The sequence below is a fragment of the Microbacterium sp. SORGH_AS_0505 genome, assembly GCF_030818715.1.
GTDB lineage: Bacteria > Actinomycetota > Actinomycetes > Actinomycetales > Microbacteriaceae > Microbacterium.
On sequence record NZ_JAUTAT010000001.1, the window covers coordinates 2,552,930 to 2,575,798 of the forward strand.

Genomic DNA, 22,869 nt, shown 5'->3' on the forward strand with positions numbered 1-22,869 from the left:
CGTCCATGCTACGCGTGACGGAGACCCCGCGGGCCGGATCAGCCGGTACGCGCGCCGTTGTCGAGGAAGCGCGCGACGGGGCCTGGTACGAACGGAGACACATCGCCCCCGAGCGAGGCGACCTGACGGACCAGCGAACTGGACACCAGAGCATGCGCGGGATCGGGCAGGAGGAAGACCGTCTCGATGTGAGCGAGATGCCGATTCACGATGGCCATCGGTGTCTCGTACGCGACGTCCACCTGCGACCGGATGCCCTTCACCAGCACGCCGGCGCCCACATCGGTCGCGTAATCGACGAGGAGTCCGACGCTCCAGGCGGCCACGACCACATCGCCCTCGATGCCTTCCTCCTCGATCGACTGCTCGAGGAGCGACAGACGCTGCGCGATCGGCAGCATCGCCTCTTTGCCGGGGTTGTGCACGACGAGGACATGCAGCTGGTCATACAGTGCTGCAGCCCTGCGGATGACGTCGAGATGCCCGAGGGTCGGAGGGTCGAAGGAACCCGGCACGACGGCGATCCGGTTGTTCATGTCGTCGAGCCTAACGACACCCTGCGCCTCCCGCGCAGCGACTCAGTTCTTTCCGAGTGCGGCACGTTCGCGCTGACTGACGCGCCCGGCGATGGCGGCGGCGAGACCCGGTGTTCCATCCAGCGTCGGATCGTTCGCGAGCAGGCTCTCCGCCTCGGCGCGAGCCGTGGCGATCAGGTCCGCGTCGGCGACGACACGAAGGAGTCGCAGGGAGGATCGAACACCCGACTGCGCATCGCCGAGCACATCCCCCTCGCCGCGCAGATCGAGGTCGACTTCGGCCAATTCGAAGCCGTCCGTCGTCGCGGCGACGGCTTCGACGCGCTGACGCGCAGGCGCGAACGGGTCGGCCTCGGTCACCAGCAAGCAGAGCCCAGGGACCGAGCCGCGACCGACGCGACCTCGGAGCTGGTGCAGCTGGGATACGCCGAATCGGTCCGCTTCGAGGATCACCATCGTCGAGGCGTTGGGAACGTCGACGCCGACTTCGACCACGGTCGTGGCGACGAGCACGTCGATGTCTCCACGGGCGAAGGCCTGCATGACGGCATCCTTCTCGTCACCGGGCATCTTGCCGTGCAGGATCTCGACGCGGATGTCCCGGAAGTCGGGATGCCCCGCCAGCAGCGCTGCGGCCTGGACGACACCCCACCGGGTGCGGCCCGGTTCTTCCGTCTCGACGGATTCCTCGTCGTCCGTGTCGGTCGCAGCGTCGATCGCCGGACACACCACGAAGGCCTGCCTTCCGAGACGCACCTCCTCGGCTAGGCGCTCCCAGACGCGTGCGAACCAGGCGGGCTTCTCCCCCACGGGAGCGACGAAACTCGAGATCCCGGCCCTCCCGCCCGGCATGGTGCGGATGGTCGACACGTCGAGGTCGCCGAACACGGTCATGGCGACGGTCCGCGGGATGGGCGTCGCCGTCAGGACGAGAACGTGCGGTGAGCTGCCCTTTGCGCGGAGAGTCTCCCGCTGATCGACGCCGAAACGGTGCTGTTCGTCGACGACGACCAGTCCCAGATCAGCGAACGTCGTGGATTGACTCAGCAGGGCGTGCGTCCCCACCACGATGCGCGACTGCCCGGATGCGACGCGCAGGGCCGCGCGGCGGCGCTCGGCCGCGCCCAGCTGCCCGGTGAGCAGCGTCGGCATGAGCGCGGGTGCGAGCTCGGGGCCCAGCATCCGCGCCATGGAACGCACGTGCTGAGCGGCCAGGACCTCCGTCGGGGCGATGAGCGCGGACTGCCCACCGGACTGGGCGACCTGCAGCATCGCTCGCAGGGCGACGAGCGTCTTCCCCGAACCGACTTCGCCCTGCACGAGACGGTTCATCGGCCACGGGGCCACGAGGTCCGCGGCGATCCTGTCACCCACGGTCACCTGGTCGGGAGTGCGCTCGAAGGGCAGGGCGGCGTCGAATCGCGACAGGAGTTCACCGGAGGGCCGAGCGGTGGCCGACATCATCCGGACGAAGTGACGCTGCTGCAGGAGCGCCGCCTGCAGGACGAATGCCTCGTGCATCCGGAGCGTCTCCCGCGCCGGACCGATCTGGTCGAACGACTCCGGGTCGTGGATGCGGGTCAGCGCCATGCGGGCGTCGAGAAGGCCTTGTTCGGCACGGAAGGCGGCGGGCAGGGGTTCGGGGACGGCCCCGAGCTTGGGGAGCACCAGGTCCACGCACTTCTTGACCTGCCAGCTCGAGAGGGTGCTCGTCGCGGGGTAGATCGGGATCGGACGATTCCGCCATGCCTCCGCCGTGAGCCGGGCGGTTCCCTCGTCGTCGAAGAGCTGATAATCGGGATGCGTGAGCTGCTTCTGCCCGCGGTACTCCCCCACCTTGCCGGTGAAGATGCCCTGCCGACCGGCAGTGAGATCCTTGACGCGCCACGCTTGACCGAAGAACGTGAGCGACATGGTGCCCTCGCCATCACCGATGACGACCTCGACGAGTTCTCCGCGCCGGCCTCGCATCTGCCTCGTCGACGCGGAGCGGACCTCGGCCACGATCGTCACGAGCTCGCCGACCGCGGGAGCGCCGCGATGGGTGTCAGCTCCCCACGGCTCGCATACCGGCGCGGGTAGTGACCCAGCAGCTCCCCGACCGTGGTCATCTGGAAGGCGCGCTTCAGCCCTTTCGCCAGACTCTCGCCGACGGCCTCCGGGAGGGACGTGTCGAGCGAGTACGAGGCCATGCGACGAGTCTACGAGCGGGCGCCGACGCGGATATCGTGTGGGGGTGACGAGGATCATCGCCGGTGACGCCGGGTCGCTCCCGCTGGCCGTGCCGAGCGCGGGCACGCGACCGACGAGCGAACGTGTGCGCGAATCGCTGTTCGGCGCGCTGGAGTCCGCCGGCCTCGTCGACGGTGCGGCCGTCCTGGACCTCTTCGCGGGTTCCGGCGCGCTCGGCCTCGAGGCCGTCAGTCGCGGCGCGGCGTCGGCCGACCTCGTCGAGCGCGCGCCGCGCGCGGCATCCGTCGTCGAACGGAACGTCCGCTCCGTCGCGCGGAGCCTTCCGGGACGACGGCTGACGGTGCACCGGTCCGCCGCAGACGCATTCCTCCGGAGCGGCGGTTCGTCGTTCGACCTCGTGTTCGTGGACCCGCCGTACGACATGACGGATGCCGAGGTCTCGGCGACCCTCGCGCTCCTCACCCCTCGACTCACCGCTTCCGCGGTGGTCGTCGTCGAGCGCGCCACACGGTCCGGCGAACCCGATGTGCCCGCCGGCCTGGTGGCGGAGCGCGCGAAGAAGTACGGCGACACGACGCTCTGGTGGCTCAGCCCCGCGGACACCGGGGCCGCTCCTCACCCGAGCGCCGAGTCCCAATCGACGTAGGGGTCCCACCCGCCCCGGGCCGACGGAACCACGCCGTCAACGAGGACGGCGGCTTCCGACCGCTCACGGACATGTCCGATGACGTCGAAGCCGAGCGGCGTGGATCCCGCCGGGAAACACGCGAGAAGCGCGTGGTCCTCCCCGCCCGTGAGGGCATCGTCGTCGAGACCGGCGTCGATCGAGATCGTCACCCCCGACGCGTCCGCGATCCGCGATGCGTCGAGGAGGAGACCGTCGGAGACGTCCATGAGCGCCGTCGCGCCCGCGCGGGCGGCAACCACGCCGAGCTCGACGGGCGGCCGCGGCCGCAACTGGGCCTCGAGGTCGTGGCGATCGGCGACCGACAGCACATCGTCATCGATGGGAAGAGGGATGCCGTCGGCATCCCGGAACCGGTCGAAAAGGATGCGCAAGCCTCGAGCCGCCGCACCCAGCTCGCCCGCGACGGCGACCTCGTCGCCGGGACGCGCCCCGGACCGGCGGACCGGCTCCACCCCGTCGAGGACGCCGAGGGCGGTGACGGCGACCGTGAGCGTCTCGGACACGGTGAGGTCGCCCCCTTCGACGGCGCAGCCCGGTGAGAGCTCCGCGAGGGCGTCGCGGAAGCCGGTGGCGAGCGCATCGACGAACGCGGCGGGAAGCGAGTCCGGGAGCGCGAGGGCGACGAGGAGCGCCGTCGGCCGCGCCCCCATCGCGGCGACGTCGGCGACGTTCACCGCAGCCGATTTGAATCCGAGGTCGTACGGGGACGTCCAGGCGAGCCGGAAGTCGGGCCCATGGACGAGCGTGTCGGTCGTGGCGACGACCCGGCCGCCGGGGATCGCGAGGACGGCTGCGTCGTCGCCGGGGCCGACCTCGGCACGCGATGCCGGGCCGAGCACGCGAAGGATCCGGGCCAGCAGCTCCCTCTCGGACACGTCGCGCACACGGAGCTCACCCATGCGTCCACGGTAGCCTGGAACGATGCCCCGAACCCGCTCGTCCGCTGCGCTCGCCTTGCTCGTGGCGGGAACGGCCGTCCTGTCCGGGTGCTCCGGGACGGTCGCCGTCGACACCCCTCCGCAGGCCGAGGATCCGCGCTGCGCGCAGGTCATGGTCCGGCTGCCGGACGTCCTCGAGGACCAGCAGCGGCGGTGGACCGATGCGCAGTCGACCGCGGCGTGGGGCGAGCCGACGACGGTGCAGTTCGCCTGCGGCGTGCAGCCGCTCGGACCGACCACTCTGCCGTGCTTCACCGTCGACGGCGTCGACTGGGTCGTCGACGACTCGAAGGCGCCGCTCTACCGGATCACCACATACGGCCGGGTGCCCGCCGCGGAGCTCATCCTGGACTACGACGTCGTCTCGTCGAGCGGTCCCGTCTCCGCCCTCAGCCGACTCATCACGAAGCGGTTCGAGACGACAGCGAAGTGCGTCGCGCCGACCGAGACGCAGCCCTGACCGGGATCAGCGCGCGAGTTCGACCAGTTCCGTGATGAGGTCCGGGTAGCTGAGGCCGCTCTGGATCCAGCACGTCGGGAACATCGAGATCGGCGTGAAACCGGGCATGGTGTTCACCTCGTTCACGAAGAACTCGGATCCCGTGTAGAAGAAGTCGACACGGGAGAGCCCCTGTCCGCCGACCGCCTCGAACGCCTGGGCGGCGATGCGCTGCATCTCGCGGAGTTCGCCGTCGTGCAGCTCCGCAGGGCAGACGAGATCGATACCCGGGGCACCGAGGTACTTCGCCTCGAAGTCGTAGAAGTCCCGACCGCTGACGACGATCTCGCCCGCGACGCTGACACGGGGCTCCGCTCCGTCGCGGCCCTGCAGGACGCCGCACTCCACCTCGCGACCCGACACAGCCTGCTCGACGAGAACGCTCGTGTCCTCATCGAAGGCGGTGTCGAGGGCGGCATCCAACTCGCTCCATTCGGACACCTTCGACACCCCCACGCTCGATCCCGCACGAGCGGGTTTCACGAAGACCGGCAGACCGAGGGCGCGGATGCGGCGACGCCACAGGTCGTCGTCGCGCTCCAGTGCCGCACGCGTCACCGTCACCCACGGGACCACGGGGACGCCGGCGGCGCGCAGGACGCTCTTGGTCGTGTGTTTGTCCATGCCGATCGCCGACATGAGGAGCCCCGCTCCGACGTAGGGCAGGTCGAGGAGCTCGAGGAAGCCCTGGACGGTGCCGTCCTCCCCGAAGCGGCCGTGGAGGATGGGGAAGACCACATCGATGTCGCCGAGATCTTCAACGGTCCCATCGGGACGACGGACCGAGAGGGTGCGTGTCGCCGTGGAATCCGGCCAGACGATGCGGGTGCCGTTGTCGACGACCTCGGGAAGCCGCTCGGGGTTCAGCGCGAACTTGTCGGGGTCGTCCTCCTCGAGGACGAAAGCGCCGTCGCGGGTGATGCCGACGGGGATGACCCGGTAGCGCTCACGATCGATCGCGCGCAGCACCCCGCCCGCCGTGGCGGAACTGATCGAGTGCTCGCTGGAACGCCCGCCGAAGAGCAGAACCACTACCGCCTGAACCATTCTGAGTCCTCTCCTCCGTGGGCTCATCGTCATCCGTCGTCAGGTGCGGAGCGATGTCACGGGGGTTCATCGTGCCGTCGAGCACCATCTTGACCTGCTCGACGATGGGCATCTGGATGCCGGCTGCCCGCGCCAGCTGAAGGACGGGAGCGACGGAGGCGAGGCCTTCGGCCGTCTGGTCCATCTGCTTCACGACCTCGGTGAAGCTGTATCCCTGTCCGAGCAGGCGGCCGGCGGTGTTGTTGCGGCTCAGGGGCGACTGGCACGTCGCGATCAGGTCGCCGAGACCGGCGAGTCCCTGCAGCGTCTCGGGCTGAGCGCCCTGCGCGACGGCGAAGTCCGTCATCTCCACGAGACCGCGAGTGATGATCGACGCCTTCGTGTTCTCGCCGTAGCCCACCCCGTCGACGATCCCGATCGCGACGGCGATGAGGTTCTTCAGCACACCGCCGAACTCGGTGCCGATCACGTCGGTGTTGACGAAGGTGCGGAAGTAGCCGTTGCGCGCGACGCGGGCGACGGCTTCAGCGGTCTCCTGGCTGGAGGACGAGATGACTGCGGCCGTGGGCTGCTGGCGCGCGATCTCCAGGGCGAGGTTGGGCCCCGAGGCGACGGCGATGCGGGCGGGGTCGCAGCGGAGCTCTTCTTCGAGCACCTGACTCATGCGGAGCCCGGTCTTCTTCTCCACGCCCTTCATGAGGGAGACGATCGGAGCGTCGCTGTCGCCGAGCAACGGGCGGACGCCCTTCAGGTTCTGCCGCAGTGCCTGGCTCGAGATCGCGATGTAGACCTGGGTCGCACCGTCGAGCGCCTCCGCGAGATGGTGGGTCGCCGACAGCCCGCGGGGCAGGTTGATGCCCGGGAGGTACTGCGTGTTGCGCTTGCCCTCGCGGATCTCGTGCGCGAGCTCTGCTCGACGTGCCCACATCATGACGTCGGCGCCACCGTCTGCGAGGACCTTGCCGAAGGTCGTCCCCCAACTCCCGGAACCGAGAACGGCGACGCGAGGAGCGACGACGTCGCGGCGCGGCGATTCCCTAGGAGTCAAGACGCCCCGTCTCGTTCTGCCCGTGCTTGGCCGGGTTCCATCGCTCTGCAGGAGGCTCCTCGCCTCGAAGGCGGCCCAGGAGGATCGAGATGTCGCGCATGACGGCATCCGTCGCGGCGGTGAGGGTGGCGGGCGTCGTGTCGGTGAAGGCGGTCAGATCGACGGGAGGGCCGACGAGGACGCGCACACGGCGACGGGGGGGCCACAGCCGAAGACGGCCGTACCTCGGCAGGATCTCCTGCACGCCCCACGTCGCGACCGGGATCACCGGTAGCGGGCGGCCTGCGGCCAGGGCGAGCCGGACGGCGCCCGTCTTGCCGCGCATCGGCCACATGTCGGGGTCGCGTGTGAGCGAGCCCTCCGGGTAGACGATGACACCGCGCTGCGCGGCGACCAGGGCGTTCGACTGCGCGAGCGTCTGCGTGGCAGCTGCCGAGTTCGACGCCCGGGCGACGGGGATCATGCCGGTCGCACGCAGCAGGGCGCCCAGTACGGGGACCTTGAAGAGGCTCTCCTTCGCCATGAAGCGCGGAGCGCGGCCCATGCGCCAGGTCGCGACCGCGATGATCACGGGGTCGAACTCGCTGTAATGGTTCGGTGCCAGGACGTACGCGCCCTCGAGCGGCAGATTCTCCGCGCCCTCGATCTCGATCCTCGCGAACCACCCCGTGGCCGGGACGACGATCATGGCGGCGGGCCAGAACACGCTGGGGCGCGTCTTCTCCGCCGACGCGCGACGACGCGGGCTCACCCGGGTCACTCCGTGACGTCGAAGTCGGCGCCGAGATCCGTGAGCTTCTCGAGGAACTTCTCGTACCCCCGGCGGATGATCCCGATGTTGCGGACGGTCGACTCGCCCTCGGCGGCGAGGGCCGCGATCACGTACGAGTACCCACCCCGCAGGTCGGGCACGACGACGTCGGCGCCCCGGAGCGGAGTCGGCCCGTTGATGACGGCCGCCTGCTCAAGCGCGCGTCGGGGAACGCGCCGCTCGGAGCTCGCGATGCCGTCGGGGTGTACGACGATGTCGGCGCCCATCTGGACGAGGGCGCGCGTGAAGCCGAGACGGTTCTCGTACACGGTCTCGTGGACGACGGACTCGCCCTCGGCCTGGGTCAGAGCGACGATGAGCGGCTGCTGCCAGTCGGTCATGAAGCCGGGGTGCACGTCGGTCTCGACCATGACGGGCTTGAGTGCGCCGCCACGACGGAAGCGGATGCCGTCCTCGGCGATGTCGAAGTCGCCGCCCACTTTGCGGAAGACGTTGAGGAAGGTCAGCATCTCCTGCTGCTTCGCTCCCCCGACGAAGATGTCACCGTCGGTCGCGAGCGCCGCGGCGGCCCACGAGGCGGCCTCGTTGCGGTCGAAGATCGCCCGGTGGTCGTAGCCGCGGAGCGACTCGACACCCTCGATGAAGATGACCCGGTTGGGCTCGTAGGAGATGATCGCGCCCATCTTCTGCAGGACGGCGATCAGATCCATTATCTCGGGCTCGATGGCTGCGTTCCGGAGCTCGGTGGTGCCCTTCGCCCGGACCGCGGTGAGCAGCACCTGCTCGGTCGCACCGACGCTCGGGTACGGGAGCTCGATGTTCGCGCCGTGCAAGCCACCGGGTGCCGAGAGACGGATGCCGCTGGGCAGCTTGTCGACGATGGCACCGAACGAGCGGAGCGCGTCGAGGTGGAAGTCGATCGGGCGGTCGCCGATGCGGCATCCGCCGAGGTCCGGGATGAACGCCTGACCCAGCAGGTGCAGCAGGGGGCCGCAGAAGAGGATCGGGATGCGGGACGCTCCCGCGTGCGCGTCGATCTCCTCCATGTGCGCCGAGACCGCGCCGCTCGGGTCGAGTCGAAGGACGCCGTCCTCGAGGTCCTCGACGCGGACGCCGTGGACCTCGAGGAGCGAACGCACGACGTGCACATCGCTGATGTCCGGCACGTCTCGCAGGATGCTGGCGGTCTCACCAAGGAGAGCGGCGACCATCGCCTTGGTGGCGAGGTTCTTCGCCCCCTTCACCTCGACGCGGCCCCGCAGCGGTCGACCGCCGCGGATCCGGAGCGTCTGGCCGGTGTTTCCGCCGCTGGCGGGGGTCGACGCGGAGTCGCTGAGAAGTGTGTTCATGGGTGGGACCTCATTACTGGTGTCGAGGAAGCGTGGTCCGGCCCCGTTGTGCGGGGCGCTGGCCGATCAGCGGACGGGGAGCGTCCGTGGCCGCCACGCCTCGCGGCGCGCCTCGAACTGCGCGATCTGATCTTCGCTGCGCAGCGTGAGCCCGATGTCGTCGAGCCCTTCGAGAAGCCGCCACCTAGTGTAATCGTCGATGTCGAAGGAGGCCTGGAGGTCGCCGACCTCCACTGTCCGTGTCTCGAGGTCCACCGTGATCTCCCGCCCGGGTTCAGCCTCGAGCGCCGCCCAGATCGACTCGAGGACGTCCTCGGTGACGACGCCGGTGACCAGGCCCTGCTTGCCCGAGTTGCCGCGGAAGATGTCCGCGAACTTCGTGCTGAGGACGACCCGGAAGCCGTAGTCGCGGAGCGCCCAGACCGCGTGCTCGCGGCTCGAGCCGGTACCGAAGTCAGGGCCCGCGACGAGGACGGAACCGTCGCGGTAGGCATCCTGATTGAGGATGAACGCGGGGTCCTGGCGCCAGTTGGCGAACAGCGCGTCCTCGAATCCCGTCTTGGTGACGCGCTTGAGGTAGACGGCGGGGATGATCTGGTCCGTGTCGACGGCGGAGCGCTTCAGGGGCACGCCGACGCCCGTGTGGCGGGTGAACTTCTCCATGTCAGGCCTCCGTCAGGGTCATTGCGTCGAGATCGCTGGGGCTCGCGAGGCGGCCGAGGACGGCCGTCGCGGCGGCGACCAAAGGCGACACGAGGTGTGTGCGACCGCCCTTGCCCTGCCGGCCCTCGAAGTTGCGGTTGCTCGTCGAGGCGCATCGCTCCCCCGGCGCCAGCTGGTCGGGATTCATGCCGAGGCACATCGAACAACCGGCGAAGCGCCACTCCGCTCCGAAGTCGATGAAGACCTTGTCGAGCCCTTCGGCCTCGGCCTCGAGGCGCACCCGGGCGGAGCCCGGGACCACCATCACCCGAACGCCCGGGGCCTTCGCCCGGCCCTGCACGATCGACGCGAACTGACGGAGGTCCTCGATGCGGCTGTTCGTGCACGAGCCCATGAAGACGGCATCCACCGACACGTCCTTGAGCGCCGTCCCCGGAGCGAGGTCCATGTACTCGAGGGCGCGTTCGGCCGCTGCGCGCTCATTGGGGTCGGTCATCTGCTCGGGGTTCGGGATGACGCCGCTCAGCGACACTCCCTGACCGGGGTTCGTCCCCCACGTCACGAAGGGTTCGAGCTCGTCGGCGTCGAGGAAGACCTCGGCGTCGTAGACCGCTCCCTCGTCGGAGGGGAGCGTGCGCCAGTAGGCGACTGCGTCGTCCCAGTCGGCGCCCTGAGGGGCGTGCGGCTTGTCCTGGACGTACGCGAACGTCGTCTCGTCGGGGGCGATCATGCCGGCGCGGGCGCCCGCCTCGATGGACATGTTGCAGATCGTCATGCGCCCCTCCATCGAAAGGGAGCGGATCGCGGATCCGCGGAACTCCAGCACGTAGCCCTGACCGCCGTTGGCACCGATCTTCGCGATGATCGCGAGGATGATGTCCTTCGCGCTCACACCGGGTTTCAGCGTCCCCTCGACGGTGATCGCCATCGTCTTGAAGGGTTTGAGCGGCAGCGTCTGCGTCGCGAGGACGTGCTCGACCTCGCTCGTGCCGATGCCGAAGGCCATGGCTCCGAACGCGCCGTGCGTGGAGGTGTGCGAATCGCCGCAGACGACCGTGATGCCCGGCATGGTCAGACCCAGCTGGGGCCCCACGACGTGGACGATGCCCTGCTCCTTGTCGCCCAGCGAATGCAGGCGGACGCCGAACTCCTCGGCGTTGCGTCGGAGGGTCTCGATCTGGGTACGGCTCGTGAGGTCGGCGATCGGCTTGTCGATCTCGAGGGTCGGCGTGTTGTGGTCCTCGGTCGCGATGGTGAGGTCAAGGCGACGCACGGGGCGACCTTCGGCGCGGAGCCCGTCGAAGGCCTGCGGGCTCGTCACCTCGTGCACGAGGTGGAGGTCGATGTAGATGAGGTCGGGGCTGCCGCCTTCACCCTTCACGACGAGGTGGTCGTCCCACACCTTCTCGGCGAGGGTCCGCGGACGGTCGGGAATCGTGCTCATGATGTCTCCTGATGTCGGATGGCGCCCGCGACAGCCTCCGCGACGAGAGAGGGCTCAGAACGAGGTCTCGTCGCGGCCGATAAGGAGTCGAGCGGTCCGCACGGCGCCAGACTATCACCGGCACGGCCGGACCCGCGTGGCCGCTGCCCGTAACACCGCGTCTCACGACGATCACCGCGCGCGGGGCCGTGGCACTGTGTCGGTCTGAGGACAGGAGAGCCGCATGACCGAACGAGCCGCGGGCGGATTCACGACGCGTCAGGTGCACATCGGGGCGGATGCCGCACCGGCGACGCCGCGCGCCCTCCCCATCCACCTCACCGCCGGTTTCACGTTCGACTCCTTCGACGACGCGGCCGCGCACTTCGGTTCGGGCGATGGGTTCGGTTACTCCCGCACCGGCAACCCGACGGTCGATGCCGTCGAAAGGAAGCTCGCATCCCTCGAGGGCGGTGCCGAGGCGCTCCTCGTCGCCTCCGGCCAAGCAGCGATCGCCGTCGCCCTCCTCGGCCTGCTCGAGTCGGGATCGCACATCGTCAGCTCGACGCACATCTACGAAGGCACGCGCGGGCTCCTCCTCGACAACCTCGCGCGCCTCGGCATCGAGACGACGTTCGTCGACGACATCGCGGATCCGGATGCCTGGCGTCGAGCGATCCGGCCCGAGACCCGCGTGCTGTTCGGCGAGTCGATCGCGAACGCACGGAACGACGTCCTGGACGTCGCGGCCATCGCCGCCGTGGGCGAGGCCGCCGGCATCCCGCTGATCGTCGACAACACGTTCGCGACTCCCTACCTCCTGCGTCCTCTCGAGCACGGAGCCGCGATCGTCGTGCACTCGGCGAGCAAGTTCCTGTCGGGCCACGGATCCGTCCTGGGCGGAGTCATCGTCGACGACGGTCGGTTCGACGGCACGCGTGCGGGCCGACTGTTCCCCCAGCTCGCGCGGCGTGGTCCCGACGGCTCCCCCAGCCCGTGGGAACGCCACGCGGGGCGCGCGCGGATCGCTCACCTCCGAGAGCGCGTCGCCCCGCGGTACGGGCCGACGCCGTCCCCGCTGACGGCGTTCTTCGTGGGTCAAGGCATCGAGACGCTCAGCCTCCGCGTACAGCGTCAGTCCGAGAACGCGCTTGCCGTGGCACGCTGGCTCGATGCCCGCCCCGACGTCGCAGCGGTCGACTACGCCGGCCTGCCGACGCATCCCGGCCATCACCTCGCGCGGACGTATCTGCGCGGCGGATACGGCTCCGTCTTCGCTGTGACCCTATACGGCGGTCTGGCCGCGGCGCGGGCGTTCATAGAGGAGCTCTCGGTCATCACCCACATGACCCACCTGGGAGATGTCCGCTCGCTCGTGCTCCACCCGGCGACGACGAGCCACGCACGCCGGTCACCGGAGCAGCGGACGCAGCACGGCGTCCACCCGGGGACGGTCCGACTGTCGGTCGGCATCGAGGACGTCGATGACCTCATCGGCGACCTCGCGCGAGGACTGCAGGCCGCGGCATCCGTCGCCGAACCCGATGTGGCGGTCGTGGCGTGAGCCGTCCGCAGCACTTCGGCTGGTTCCTCGCCCGCGGATTCGGACCGCACGGCTGGGGCCGTCCGTACCTCGACTGGGACTACGACTGGACCTCGCCCGCGCTCTACCAGCAGGCGGCCCGCACCCTCGAACAGGCCGGATTCGACCTGCTCATCATCGAGGACGCACCCTCGCTCGGCTCGGCCGCGACGATCGACCTGCGCGTGCGGCATGCCTTCGGCGGGCCGAAGCTCGACCCCCTCCTGCTCGCGCCGTACCTCTTCGCGGCCACCGAGCACATCGGGATCGTCCCCACCGTCAACCCGGCCGCGACCCTGCCGTACACCGCTGCCCGCCAGTTCGCGACGCTGCAGCACCTCAGCGGGCATCGGCTCGGCCTCAACGTCGTCACCGACACAGGCAGCGCGCGCCATTTCGGAACGGCGCCCCAGCTCGGTCACGACGCCGCGTACGACCGCGCCGAGGAATGGATGTCGGCGGTCACCGCGCTGTGGCGCAGCTGGCCCGAGGGTGCCCTGATCGCAGACCCCGCCGCGGGTCGCTACGCGGACGGCTCGCTGCTGGAGCCAACCGTGCACCGGGGCGAGTACTACTCCTTCGACGGGCCGCTGAACGCGATCCCCTTCGTCCAGGGCGAGCCCGTCATCGTCTCGCCGGGCGGGTCGACGCGCGGTCTCGGCTTCGCCGGGACGAACTCCGACGTGCAACTCGCGCTCGCGCCGATGACCGAGGACTCGGTGCGGGCCTACCGTGGTCGCATCCACGACGCGGCGACCGCGGCCGGACGCTCGCCCGACGACATCACGATCCTGTTCGCCATCCAGCCGGTCGTCGTCTCCTCACCGGAGGAGGCCGACAGGCTGGTGGCCGCGTCGCAGCATCCCGACGACAGGACACTGCAGGCGATCGCCGAGCGCCAATCGAGCGACCTCGAGACCGACCTGACCGCACTCGACCTGGACCGCCCCGTCGACCGAGGGATCTTCGGCGAGCACGTCTCGCACGGCAGCATCCGCCGTCTCGTCGGGGATCACGACGAGGATGCGCCCTTGCGCACGATCCTCGCCGCGCACGCTCGGCTCGGCCGCCTCCGAGACGGGTCCGGCTGGGTGGGAACCGCCGGCGAGCTGGCCGACCGCATCGAGGAGTACGGCACGTGGGGCAACGACGGCGTGCTCCTGTGGGGCGACCTGCACCCCGTCACCGTGCACCGCACGCTGGACGAGCTGGTGCCGATCCTGCGACGCCGCGGCATCCTCCGCCGCGAGTACGACGACACGCTGCGAAAGAACCTCCGACCGTTCTGACGACTGCTCTCAGCGCGACGTGTCGCCGTCCGACGGGTGCGGGTCGACCGTGCGGGGCGTGCCCTGCTGTTCGGCGACGTCCTCCGCGTGGCGGACCGGAGTGGGACCCGTCGCCGGCAGCGGCTCCCGCAGTCCCTCGCGGCGCGCGGCGACGAGGCTGGCGACCGTCGCGACGGCCATCGACCCGACGATGACACCGAGCGACACCCATGTCGAGATCTCCGGCGCCCACTCGACGTGCTCGCCGCCGTTGATGAAGGGGAGCTCGTTCTCGTGCAGGGCGTGGAGGACGAGCTTCACGCCGATGAAGGCGAGGATGAACGCGATGCCGAAGTGGAGGTATTTGAGCCGGTCCAGCAGCCCTCCGAGGAGGAAGTAGAGCTGGCGGAGCCCCATGAGCGCGAAGATGTTCGCCGTGAAGACGATGAAGGCGCTCTGGGTGATGCCGAAGATCGCCGGGATCGAGTCGATCGCGAACAGCAGGTCGGTCATGCCGAGTGCCGCGAACACGATGATCATCGGCGTGAAGACCTTCTTGCCGTCGACGACGGTGCGCACCTTCGCGCCGTCGTACTCCTCGCTGACCTTCATGCGGCGACGGAGCAGGCGGACCAGGAAGCTCTCCTTCTTCTCCTCGTCCTCCTCGTCGTCACCGTCGAAAGCCTGCTTCCAGGCGGTGTAGATGAGGAAGGCGCCGAAGATGTAGAAGACCCAGCTGAACTGCTCGATGATGGCCGCGCCGAGGAGGATGAAGATACCTCGGAGGATCAGCGCGATGATGATGCCGACCATCAGCACCTTCTGCTGCGCCGCGCGGGGCACCGAGAACTGGCTCATGATCAGGACGAACACGAACAGGTTGTCGATGGAGAGGCTGTACTCGGTCAGCCATCCCGCGACGAACTGCCCCGCGTACTCCCCGTTCGTGACGACGAGCATCAGCAGCGCGAACAGCAGGGCGAGCGCCACGTAGAACACGACCCAGAGGGTGGATTCCTTCGTCGACGGGACGTGCGGGCGCTTGATGATCAACAGCAGGTCGGCGACGAGGATGAGCGTCAGACCGACGAGCGAGCCGACCTCGAACCAGAGGGGGAGCTCCATGGGGGCCTTTCATGCGGGGGCGACCCTAAGAGTACCTTTCGAGATGTCTGAGACGATCCCCGCAGTGGCGACACTCCCCCAGCGACAGAACGAACGAGGATGCCATGGCCGACCCGCTCGCGAAGAGTGACGCGGACCTGGTGGCAGCCGCGGCGAGCGGCGACCAGCAGGCCTTCCGCGAGCTCTATCGCGCGTACGCGCGACCGGTCTACTGGCTCGCCCACGGCCTCCTCGGAGACACATCGGATGCGGAGGACGTCATGCAGGAGACCTTCCTGGTCGCGTGGCGGCGCCTGCCGACGCTCGATCTCGTCAGCGACTCGCTTCTACCCTGGCTCGTCACGATCTGCCGGTTCCAGAGCGCGAACAGGATGCGGCGACAGCGGCGCGACCGCGTGAACACCGATGCCGCGGCGGACGAGACGATCCCCGCGACCGTCGATGTCGAGGATCAGGTCATCGGTTCCGCGCTCGCCGAGCGCGTCGTCGCGGAGCTCGGAACGCTCTCGGCCCTCGATCAGCAGATCTTCCGGCTCTGCGCCACGGAAGGGTACGCCTACGCCGCTGCGGCCGAGGAGTTGGGCATCTCGCACGCCGTCGTCCGCAACCGCCTCTCGCGGGTCCGTACCCGGTTGCGGACCGCCCTGGGAACGGAGGGATCATGACTCCGGAGGACATCGACCTCCCTACCCTCACCCGGACCCGGCAGGACGAGATCGAGCGGGCGCTCTTCGCCGAGATCGCCGATTCCTCGCGCCCGGCTCGGGAGGCACCGGGCCGTCGGCGTCGGCGCGGGTGGGCGTACGCCGGAGCGGCGGCGGCCGTCATCGTGGTCGCCGGCTTCATCGGTCCGGTTCTCGCGAACGGTACCGGTATCGGCTCTGCCGGGTCCCTGGCTGACGGTGCCGCCTCCGGGGAGTCGATGACACGCCCCGACGACGGAGGCGGCGAGATGAGCGGCGGCACGCAGGTGAACGGCGGCAGCCAGGACTTCGAGGATTCCGACGCAGCGACGACCTCCGTCGGCGAGAGAGCCGTGATCGCGCGTGCCGAAGCCCGCCTCGAGGCCGAGGACCCCTCAAACGCCGCAGATGAGATCGCGGCGAGGGCCCAGGCGTCGGGAGGTTACGTGGAATCCCTGAACGTCAGCGACGCGACGACGGGAAACACGACGCGATCAGACGACGCCCGCATCACCGTGCGCGTCCCGGCGTCGGGCCTCGCGGAGTTCCTGCGCGACCTCGACGAGCTCGGCACCGTCGGCGCGACCGACATCTCGCGGGACGACGTCACCGCCGAGACGACGGATCTGCGCGCCCGGATCGCGTCGCTCGAGACGTCCGCGGAGCGCCTTCGGGTACTGATCTCGGATGCCGCGACCACGGCGGACGTCCTCGCGGCTGAGGACGCCCTGGCGCAACGCCAGGCCGAGCTCGATTCGCTGCGGGCCCAGGAGAAGGCTTTCTCAGACGACGTCGCGCTGTCGAGCGCGACGATCACGATCTCTCGACCCGGCCAGTCGGTGGCCGCCGAACCGGAAGGTTTCGGTGACGGTCTCGCCACCGGGTGGAACGCCCTCCTCGTGACCCTCAACGGCGTCGTGATCGGGCTGGGATTCCTCCTCCCCTGGCTCGGGGTCGCCGCCGTCGTCATCGTCATCGTGCGCGCGGCACGGCGCGCACGACGGAACCGGCGCGCGAGGGCCACGACCGAAGAGTCGTGACGCAGCGCCGCAACGACGAAACCCCCGACCTGATGGTCGGGGGTTTCGTCATCTGTGTGACCCCAGCGGGATTCGAACCCGCGTTACCGCCGTGAGAGGGCGGCGTACTAGGCCGCTATACGATGGGGCCGTACTTTTCGTTCCCTCCCTGCGGAGGCAACCGTTCAATTATGCACGACGTTCACAGTCGTGCAAAATCGGCGCGCCCTTGCCAATGACCGCGCGTCCTGAGTTGACTGGATGCATGCGCGTTACGAAGCACGAACATGCCTGCCTCCGCCTCGACAGCGAGGGGAAGACCCTTCTCATCGATCCGGGTTCGTTCACCCTCCCCCTCGACGATCTGGGCAACCTGGTCGGTGTCGTCCTCACCCACGAGCACCCCGATCACTGGACTCCCGCCCAGCTCGACGCGATCCGATCGCAGGCGCCCACGGTGCCGGTGTTCGGGCCGGCTGGGGTGGCGGCCGCGGCATCCGACTACGACGTCACGACGGTGGCAGTCGGGGACGAGGTGGAGATCGGTCCGTTCCGGATGCGGTTCTTCGGCGGGACGCACTCCGTGATCCATGAATCGATCCCGGTCATCGACAACCTCGGCGTGCTCGTCAATGACGAGTTCTACTACCCCGGCGACTCGTACGCCGTCCCCGAGGGCGTCGACGTCGGGCTTCTCGCCGCGCCCGTCGGAGCGCCCTGGCTGAAGATCGGCGAGGCGATCGACTACGTCCTCGCCGTGAAGCCCCGCCGCGCGTTCGGCACCCACGACATGACGCTGTCGCGCGCCGGGCTCGCGATGCACCGCGACCGCCTCAAGTGGGCGACCGAGCAGAACGGCGGCGAGTTCCTCGAACTCGAACCGGGAGAGTCGGCCGACCTCTGATCGGACACGACTGAATGACGGATGCCGCGGGGCTTTCGCTCCGCGGCATCCATCATTCGTGGGGGTCGAGACTCACTCGGCGTCGTGGTCCGTCTCGATGAAGGCGACGAGCTTGTCGAGCGCCTCATCGGCGCCCTCGCCCTCGGCCTTGAGCGTCACGACAGTGCCCTGCGTCGCGCCCAGACCCATGAGGGTGAGGATGCTGCCGGCGTTCTGATCGGGACCGCCGGGAACGGCGATCGTGACGGGCACACCCGTCTCCTTGACCGCCTGCACGAAGAGCTTTGCGGGGCGGGCGTGCAGTCCAGAGCTGCTCGCGACGGTTGCGGTCCGTTCGGCCATGGTGGTTCTTCCTCCTTGAGTCGGTACGACGAGACTATGCCGTGACGGCCACGGCAGGCGCATCGACCTCGACGGGACGACGGCGGGCGTAGCGCTTGAGCAGAACGACCGAGACTGCGCTGACGACGGTGCCGATCGCGATGGACAGCAACCACAGCCAGAAGTTGTCGATGGCGAAGAACACGAAGACGCCGCCGTGCGGGGCGCGCGAGGTGATCCCGAAGAACATCGACAGCGCACCGGTCACTGCACCGCCGAGCATGGCGGCGGGGATGACGCGGAACACGTCGGCCGCCGCGAACGGGATGGCGCCCTCGGAGATGAAGGCGGCACCGAGCAGCCAGGCGGCCTTGCCGTTCTCGCGCTCGGGGGCAGTGAAGAGCTTCCGGCCGAGGACGGTGGACGCGAGCGCCATGGCGAGGGGCGGCACCATGCCCGCCGCCATGACAGCCGCCATGATCTGGAGGTAGCGCTCGTCGCCGGCGATGCCCTGCGCGAGGTTCGCCGTGGCGAAGCCGTAGGCGACCTTGTTGAGCGGCCCACCGAGGTCGAAGCACATCATGAGCCCGAGGATGACGCCGAGCAGGATGACGCCGGCGCCGGAGAGTCCGGACAGCCAGTCGTTGAGAAGCTTCGTGAGTGCGGCGATCGGACCGCCGAAGACGAACAGCAGCAACCCCGACGCGAAGATCGAGCCCAGCAGCGGGATGATGACGACCGGCATGAGGCCGCGCAACCAGCGCGGGACGGACAGGCGGTTGAGCCACCACGCGGCGAGACCGGCGAGCAGACCACCGACGATGGCGCCGATGAAGCCCGCACCCATGAAGGTGGCCGCGGCACCGGCGACGAAACCGGGGGCGATGCCCGGACGGTCAGCCAAACCGTAGGCGATGTAACCGGCGAGGGCGGGGACCAGGAAGGCGAACGACAACTGTCCGATCTGGAATGCCGCGGCGCCGAGATAGTAGACGAGTCCTTCGGGCGGCAGGTTCCAGAGGGTGAAGTTCTGCAGCGTGAAGATCGCGTTGTTGACGGTGTTCCCGTCGGCGGTGTTCGCGATCTCGTACCCGGCGAGGGCGAACCCGAGCGCGATCAGGAGACCGCCGCCGGCCACGAACGGGATCATGTAGCTCACACCCGTGAGCAGTGCTCGACGAATCGCGCCCCCGAGAGAGTTCGGCGCGGCGTCACCCGCCGTCGCGGCGCCCGACGCGGCCGGAACGCGGGCCGCATTCGGGTTCTTCGCGGCGGCGACGGCTTCGCGCACCATCTGAGCGGGCTGCTCGATACCGCGCTTCACACCGGAGCGGACGACGGGCTTGCCGGCGAACCGGGCCTGCTCGCGGACGTCGACGTCGACGGCGAAGATGACCGCGTCGGCCTCGTCGATGACCCGCTGGTCGATGGCCTTGTAGCCGCTCGAGCCCTGCGGCTCGACCGTGAGGTCGACGCCGTCCTTCTTGCCGGTCGCGGTGAGCGCATCGGCGGCCATGAAGGTGTGGGCGATCCCGGTGGCGCACGCGGTGACCGCGACGATGCGTGCGGGACGGCCGTCGATCAGGAGTTCGTCGTCGACGGCGGGCGCGGACGGCGCCGCCGCGCGCGCCTCGGCGCGGGACGTGGGCGCTTCTGCGGCGGCGGGCGCATCGGAGATCGCGTCACGGACGATGGCGACGATCTCGTCGGCGCTCGTGGCCGCACGGAGTCCCGAGGTGAAGTCATCGCGCATGAGGCTGCGCGCGAGCTTGGACAGCACGGCGAGGTGCTCCTCGGCCGCGGTGTCGGGGGCGGCGATGAGGAAGACGAGGTCCGCCCCACCGTCCTCGGCACCGAAGTCGACGCCGGGGTTCAGCCGAGCGAAGGCGAGCGACGCCTGCGTCACCGCGGCGCTCTTGGCGTGCGGGATGGCGATGCCGCCGGGAAGCCCGGTCTCGTCCTTCTCCTCGCGGGCCCACGCGTCGTCGGCCAGGCGGGCACCGTCGGTGGCCCTCCCCTGCGCGGCGACGCGGTGCGCGAGTGCGTCGATGACGGCGCGCTTGTCGGCGCCGAGCGGCTCGTCGATACTGACGAGTTCCGCGGTGATGATCTCAGTCACGGTGACCTCCAGTGGTCGGGTTTTCCTGCTGCAGGAGTCGTCGGACCGGCACCTCGCCGGTCGACAGGTCGTTCGGGGTCGGGGGTTGCGTACCGGGCAAGGCAGCGGCGGCGGATCCGTAGCGGATGCCGGAGCGCAGGCGCTCTGCGGGGTCGGCGCCGATCGTCTCGGCGAGGAGATACCCGGCGAGCGAGCTGTCCCCCGCGCCGACGGTGCTCCGGACGCGCGTCGGGGGCGGCGAGCCGTGCCAGGACCCGTCGCCGGTCACGAGGACCGCGCCCTCGCCGCCGAGGGTCACGAGTGCGGTGCCGACCCGCGCAGGCACGAGGTCCGCGGCGATCGCGGCGACGGCATCGGCGAGGCCTACCGTGGTGTCGAGGTCCCGCCCGGCGAGCTCGGCCAGTTCCTCGTCGTTCGGCTTGATGAGATCCGGGCGACCCGAGGCGACGGCGGCCGCGAGCGCCGGGCCGGAGGTGTCGACGGCGATGCGAGGGGCCGCGGTGCCCCACGCCGAACGGACAGCCTCGATGACGGTGACGTAGTAGTCGTCCGGCAATCCCGGGGCGAGCGAGCCGGCGAGGACGAGCCAGGAGGCGCCCTCCGTCGCGGCGACGACCGCGGCGGTGAGGGCCGCGGCATCCGCTTCGGTGAACGCCGCACCCGGCAGGTTGAGCTTCGTCGTGGTGCCCGCCTCGTCGGCGATCGTGACGTTGGCGCGGGTGGCACCGTCATGCGGGACGATCCGGGCGGGGATGCCGGTGGCCGCCAACGACACGGCGAAGGGGTCGGCGGCATCGAGCGGCAGGACCGCGAGAGCGGGACGGGATGCCGCCGCAACGACCCGCGCGACGTTGATGCCCTTCCCACCCGCATCCTCGCGTGCACCGAGCGCCGCCTGCACTTCGCCGACTCGCAGCGGCTCGCCGACCGAGATGGTGCGATCGAGCGAGGGGTTCGTGGTCAGCGTGACGATCATGCGAGCTGGACCTCCACATCGGCCTCGCGGAGAGCTTCCGCGAGGATCCTTCCGGGCGTCGTATCGGTCAGGAGCACGTCGACGTCCGACAGCGAGGCGAAGGAGACCAGGAGCTCCGCATCGAATTTGTCGCCGTCGGCGACCACGACGACCCGGCGTGCGGACGCGACGATCGCGCGCTTGACGGCCGCCTCATCGGGATCGGGGGTGCTGAGGCCGAAGCCCGCGGCGACGCCGTTCGTGCCGATGAAGGCGATGTCCGGTCGCAGGCGGGCGATCGCCTCCACGGTCTGCGCGCCGACGGCCGCGGCGGTCAGCCCCCGGACACGCCCGCCGATCGCGGTCAGCCCGATTCCCTGCGCGCCGGCCAGTGTGTGAGCGACCGACATCGAATGGGTCACGACCTCGAGGTCGCCGGCGGGATGGGGACCGGTCACCAGGAGCTGTGCGATGGCACCGGTCGTGGTCCCGGCATCCAGGTACAGGGCACCGTCGAGTTCCGAGCCGAGGAGGTCGACCGCCGCACGGGCGATCGCCTGCTTGGAGCCGCTGCGCTGCGAGGCGCGCTCGGCGACGGACGCCTCCGCGGTGCTGGCGCGGGCACGGTGGACCGCTCCCCCGTGGACGCGGCGGACGATGCCGGCCCGTTCGAGGGCGGCGAGGTCGCGGCGGACGGTCTCGGTCGTGACGCTGAAGCGGTCGGCGAGGTCCATGACGGCGACGCGGCCGTCGCTGACGATCAGCTGCTCGATCTGCTGCTGGCGCTCCGTCGCGTACATGTGGTCCTCCTCGAACAAGTCCACACGATACAACAGATACCAACATGAAACAAGAATGCGATAACGGACGACGCCCCCGGTTCTGGACCGGGGGCGTCGTCGCGTGGTTCGGAGGCTCAGGCCTCGCTCATGGCGAGGACCTCGCGCTGACCGCGTGCCGCGAGTGCGGCGGCACGAGCGGCGATGCGACGCTCCTGCTCGGCCTGCCCGGCGTCGATCGTCTCCTGATCGAGCGGGACGCTCTCGACCGTGTTCACGCCGTTGTACTTCTCCATGTAGGCGTCGAGCTCGGGGCCCGACTCCCACGACGTGATGAGGCAGTAGCGAGGGGCGTCGCCCGGGTGGTAGGCGGCGTGCCAGAGGCGCTGCGTATCGATGACGAGCTGCGCACCGGCGGGGAGAGCGATGCGGGTCTCACCGTTCGGGTCGGTGCGGTTGTCACGCAGGACGAAGAAGCTGTCCTTGTCATCGGTGAGGTTGAAGAAGCTCCGGACGACCCAGCCGGTCCCGTCGGGGTTCAGCCGGTTGTTGTCGTCCTGGTGCAGGTTGTACAGCGCGTCGGCGTACGTGTTCGGCTGCAGCTCGATGATGCGGCAACGTCCGACGTTCGAGCCGGGTTCGAGCGCACGCTCGGTGAGGGTCGGCGCCTTCTCGGTCTGCGACGGGATCCAGACGCCGTCCTTATCGGTGCGCGGCGGCTGGTGGTTCCAGAAGCCGTTGCACTCGATCTCGCCCTTGGCCGAAGCCAGCGGCGCGAATCGCGTGTCGCCGGAGGACTTCCAGTCGACGTACTCGATGTCGAGCCATTCCTTGGGATCGATTTCCTTGCCGTACATGTCGAGGACGACGTAGCCGGTCTCCTCGAGCAGAGCACTCTTGATGTAACCCATGCGGATCAACCTTTCTGTCGGGCGAGCGAAGTTTTTACAGGCCCGAC

Annotated in this window: 21 protein-coding genes, 1 tRNA gene and 1 pseudogene; 7 read left to right on the plus strand and 16 right to left on the minus strand. The window is 69.5% G+C overall.

Features of this window, described 5'->3' with window-relative positions:
- Nucleotides 1–38: 38 nt before the first annotated feature.
- Together coaD and QE428_RS12640 are read right to left on the minus strand one after the other, a co-directional pair.
- Nucleotides 39–536, minus strand: a complete 498-nt coding sequence (gene coaD / locus QE428_RS12635) for a pantetheine-phosphate adenylyltransferase (protein WP_133399695.1) — start codon at nucleotides 534–536, stop codon at nucleotides 39–41.
- Between the two features lie 42 nt (nucleotides 537–578).
- Nucleotides 579–2,728 (minus strand): annotated as a pseudogene (locus QE428_RS12640) (ATP-dependent DNA helicase RecG).
- A gap of 38 nt (nucleotides 2,729–2,766) precedes the next feature.
- On the opposite strand from QE428_RS12640, the gene rsmD reads away from it, so the two are divergent.
- On the plus strand, nucleotides 2,767–3,375 hold the full coding sequence (gene rsmD, locus QE428_RS12645) for a 16S rRNA (guanine(966)-N(2))-methyltransferase RsmD (protein WP_091353999.1): 609 nt from the start codon (nucleotides 2,767–2,769) through the stop codon (nucleotides 3,373–3,375).
- Here rsmD and thiL read toward each other — a convergent pair.
- Nucleotides 3,345–4,316, minus strand: coding sequence for a thiamine-phosphate kinase (gene thiL / locus QE428_RS12650; RefSeq protein WP_307469810.1), 972 nt, complete (start codon nucleotides 4,314–4,316; stop codon nucleotides 3,345–3,347). The two genes, rsmD and thiL, sit on opposite strands and share 31 nt — an antisense overlap.
- Before the next feature lie 22 nt (nucleotides 4,317–4,338).
- On the opposite strand from thiL, the gene QE428_RS12655 reads away from it, so the two are divergent.
- Nucleotides 4,339–4,815 (plus strand): DUF3515 family protein, encoded by a 477-nt coding sequence (locus tag QE428_RS12655; RefSeq protein ID WP_091354006.1) that lies wholly within the window; start codon nucleotides 4,339–4,341, stop codon nucleotides 4,813–4,815.
- A 6-nt stretch (nucleotides 4,816–4,821) separates the two neighbouring features.
- On the opposite strand, the gene QE428_RS12660 is transcribed toward QE428_RS12655, so the two are convergent.
- From QE428_RS12660 to leuC, 6 genes are all read right to left on the minus strand, one after another.
- On the minus strand, nucleotides 4,822–5,901 hold the full coding sequence (locus tag QE428_RS12660; protein ID WP_091354010.1) for a D-alanine--D-alanine ligase family protein: 1,080 nt from the start codon (nucleotides 5,899–5,901) through the stop codon (nucleotides 4,822–4,824).
- Entirely contained in the window at nucleotides 5,801–6,949 is a 1,149-nt protein-coding gene (locus tag QE428_RS12665; RefSeq protein WP_091354015.1) for an NAD(P)H-dependent glycerol-3-phosphate dehydrogenase, read from the minus strand. Before QE428_RS12665 ends, QE428_RS12660 begins: the two co-directional genes overlap by 101 nt.
- The gene (locus QE428_RS12670; protein ID WP_307469819.1) at nucleotides 6,939–7,709 is read right to left on the minus strand and encodes a 1-acyl-sn-glycerol-3-phosphate acyltransferase; all 771 of its coding nucleotides are present in this window, start codon (nucleotides 7,707–7,709) and stop codon (nucleotides 6,939–6,941) included. Before QE428_RS12670 ends, QE428_RS12665 begins: the two co-directional genes overlap by 11 nt.
- On the minus strand, nucleotides 7,706–9,070 hold the full coding sequence (gene murA, locus QE428_RS12675) for a UDP-N-acetylglucosamine 1-carboxyvinyltransferase (protein ID WP_133399699.1): 1,365 nt from the start codon (nucleotides 9,068–9,070) through the stop codon (nucleotides 7,706–7,708). Before murA ends, QE428_RS12670 begins: the two co-directional genes overlap by 4 nt.
- 66 nt (nucleotides 9,071–9,136) lie before the next feature.
- On the minus strand, nucleotides 9,137–9,733 hold the full coding sequence (leuD, locus tag QE428_RS12680; RefSeq protein WP_091354030.1) for a 3-isopropylmalate dehydratase small subunit: 597 nt from the start codon (nucleotides 9,731–9,733) through the stop codon (nucleotides 9,137–9,139).
- Between the two features lies 1 nt (nucleotide 9,734).
- Complete coding sequence (gene leuC, locus QE428_RS12685; RefSeq protein ID WP_307469822.1) at nucleotides 9,735–11,177, minus strand: 3-isopropylmalate dehydratase large subunit; 1,443 nt, start codon at nucleotides 11,175–11,177, stop codon at nucleotides 9,735–9,737.
- 223 nt (nucleotides 11,178–11,400) lie between these two features.
- Here leuC and QE428_RS12690 point away from each other — a divergent pair, with 223 nt between their 5' ends.
- Both QE428_RS12690 and QE428_RS12695 read left to right on the plus strand, forming a co-directional pair.
- Entirely contained in the window at nucleotides 11,401–12,720 is a 1,320-nt protein-coding gene (locus tag QE428_RS12690; RefSeq protein ID WP_307469826.1) for an O-acetylhomoserine aminocarboxypropyltransferase/cysteine synthase family protein, read from the plus strand.
- Nucleotides 12,717–14,027 carry an LLM class flavin-dependent oxidoreductase gene (locus tag QE428_RS12695; protein ID WP_307469831.1) on the plus strand — a complete coding sequence of 437 codons (1,311 nt, stop codon included), beginning with the start codon at nucleotides 12,717–12,719 and terminating at the stop codon, nucleotides 14,025–14,027. The genes QE428_RS12690 and QE428_RS12695 overlap by 4 nt, the downstream gene beginning before the upstream one ends.
- A gap of 9 nt (nucleotides 14,028–14,036) precedes the next feature.
- Here QE428_RS12695 and QE428_RS12700 read toward each other — a convergent pair whose 3' ends face one another.
- On the minus strand, nucleotides 14,037–15,131 hold the full coding sequence (locus QE428_RS12700) for a TerC family protein (RefSeq protein ID WP_307469834.1): 1,095 nt from the start codon (nucleotides 15,129–15,131) through the stop codon (nucleotides 14,037–14,039).
- 104 nt (nucleotides 15,132–15,235) lie between these two features.
- On the opposite strand from QE428_RS12700, the gene QE428_RS12705 reads away from it, so the two are divergent.
- Entirely contained in the window at nucleotides 15,236–15,796 is a 561-nt protein-coding gene (locus QE428_RS12705) for an RNA polymerase sigma factor (protein WP_133399704.1), read from the plus strand.
- Entirely contained in the window at nucleotides 15,793–16,854 is a 1,062-nt protein-coding gene (locus QE428_RS12710) for a DUF4349 domain-containing protein (RefSeq protein ID WP_307469840.1), read from the plus strand. Before QE428_RS12705 ends, QE428_RS12710 begins: the two co-directional genes overlap by 4 nt.
- A gap of 57 nt (nucleotides 16,855–16,911) precedes the next feature.
- On the opposite strand, the gene QE428_RS12715 is transcribed toward QE428_RS12710, so the two are convergent.
- Nucleotides 16,912–16,984 (minus strand) — tRNA-Glu (locus QE428_RS12715).
- Between the two features lie 114 nt (nucleotides 16,985–17,098).
- Here QE428_RS12715 and QE428_RS12720 point away from each other — a divergent pair.
- Nucleotides 17,099–17,737, plus strand: a complete 639-nt coding sequence (locus QE428_RS12720; RefSeq protein WP_307469843.1) for an MBL fold metallo-hydrolase — start codon at nucleotides 17,099–17,101, stop codon at nucleotides 17,735–17,737.
- Nucleotides 17,738–17,809: 72 nt separating this feature from the next.
- Here the strand turns inward: QE428_RS12720 and QE428_RS12725 are convergent, their stop codons facing one another.
- The 5 genes from QE428_RS12725 to QE428_RS12745 form a co-directional block, all read right to left on the minus strand.
- The gene (locus QE428_RS12725; RefSeq protein ID WP_018188079.1) at nucleotides 17,810–18,079 is read right to left on the minus strand and encodes an HPr family phosphocarrier protein; all 270 of its coding nucleotides are present in this window, start codon (nucleotides 18,077–18,079) and stop codon (nucleotides 17,810–17,812) included.
- Nucleotides 18,080–18,113: 34 nt separating this feature from the next.
- Nucleotides 18,114–20,177, minus strand: a complete 2,064-nt coding sequence (locus tag QE428_RS12730) for a fructose-specific PTS transporter subunit EIIC (protein ID WP_307469846.1) — start codon at nucleotides 20,175–20,177, stop codon at nucleotides 18,114–18,116.
- Nucleotides 20,170–21,153, minus strand: a complete 984-nt coding sequence (locus tag QE428_RS12735) for a 1-phosphofructokinase family hexose kinase (protein WP_307469849.1) — start codon at nucleotides 21,151–21,153, stop codon at nucleotides 20,170–20,172. The genes QE428_RS12730 and QE428_RS12735 overlap by 8 nt, the downstream gene beginning before the upstream one ends.
- Nucleotides 21,150–21,932, minus strand: a complete 783-nt coding sequence (locus QE428_RS12740) for a DeoR/GlpR family DNA-binding transcription regulator (RefSeq protein ID WP_133399709.1) — start codon at nucleotides 21,930–21,932, stop codon at nucleotides 21,150–21,152. Before QE428_RS12740 ends, QE428_RS12735 begins: the two co-directional genes overlap by 4 nt.
- A gap of 116 nt (nucleotides 21,933–22,048) precedes the next feature.
- On the minus strand, nucleotides 22,049–22,822 hold the full coding sequence (locus tag QE428_RS12745; protein ID WP_065570413.1) for a hypothetical protein: 774 nt from the start codon (nucleotides 22,820–22,822) through the stop codon (nucleotides 22,049–22,051).
- Nucleotides 22,823–22,869: the final 47 nt, after the last annotated feature.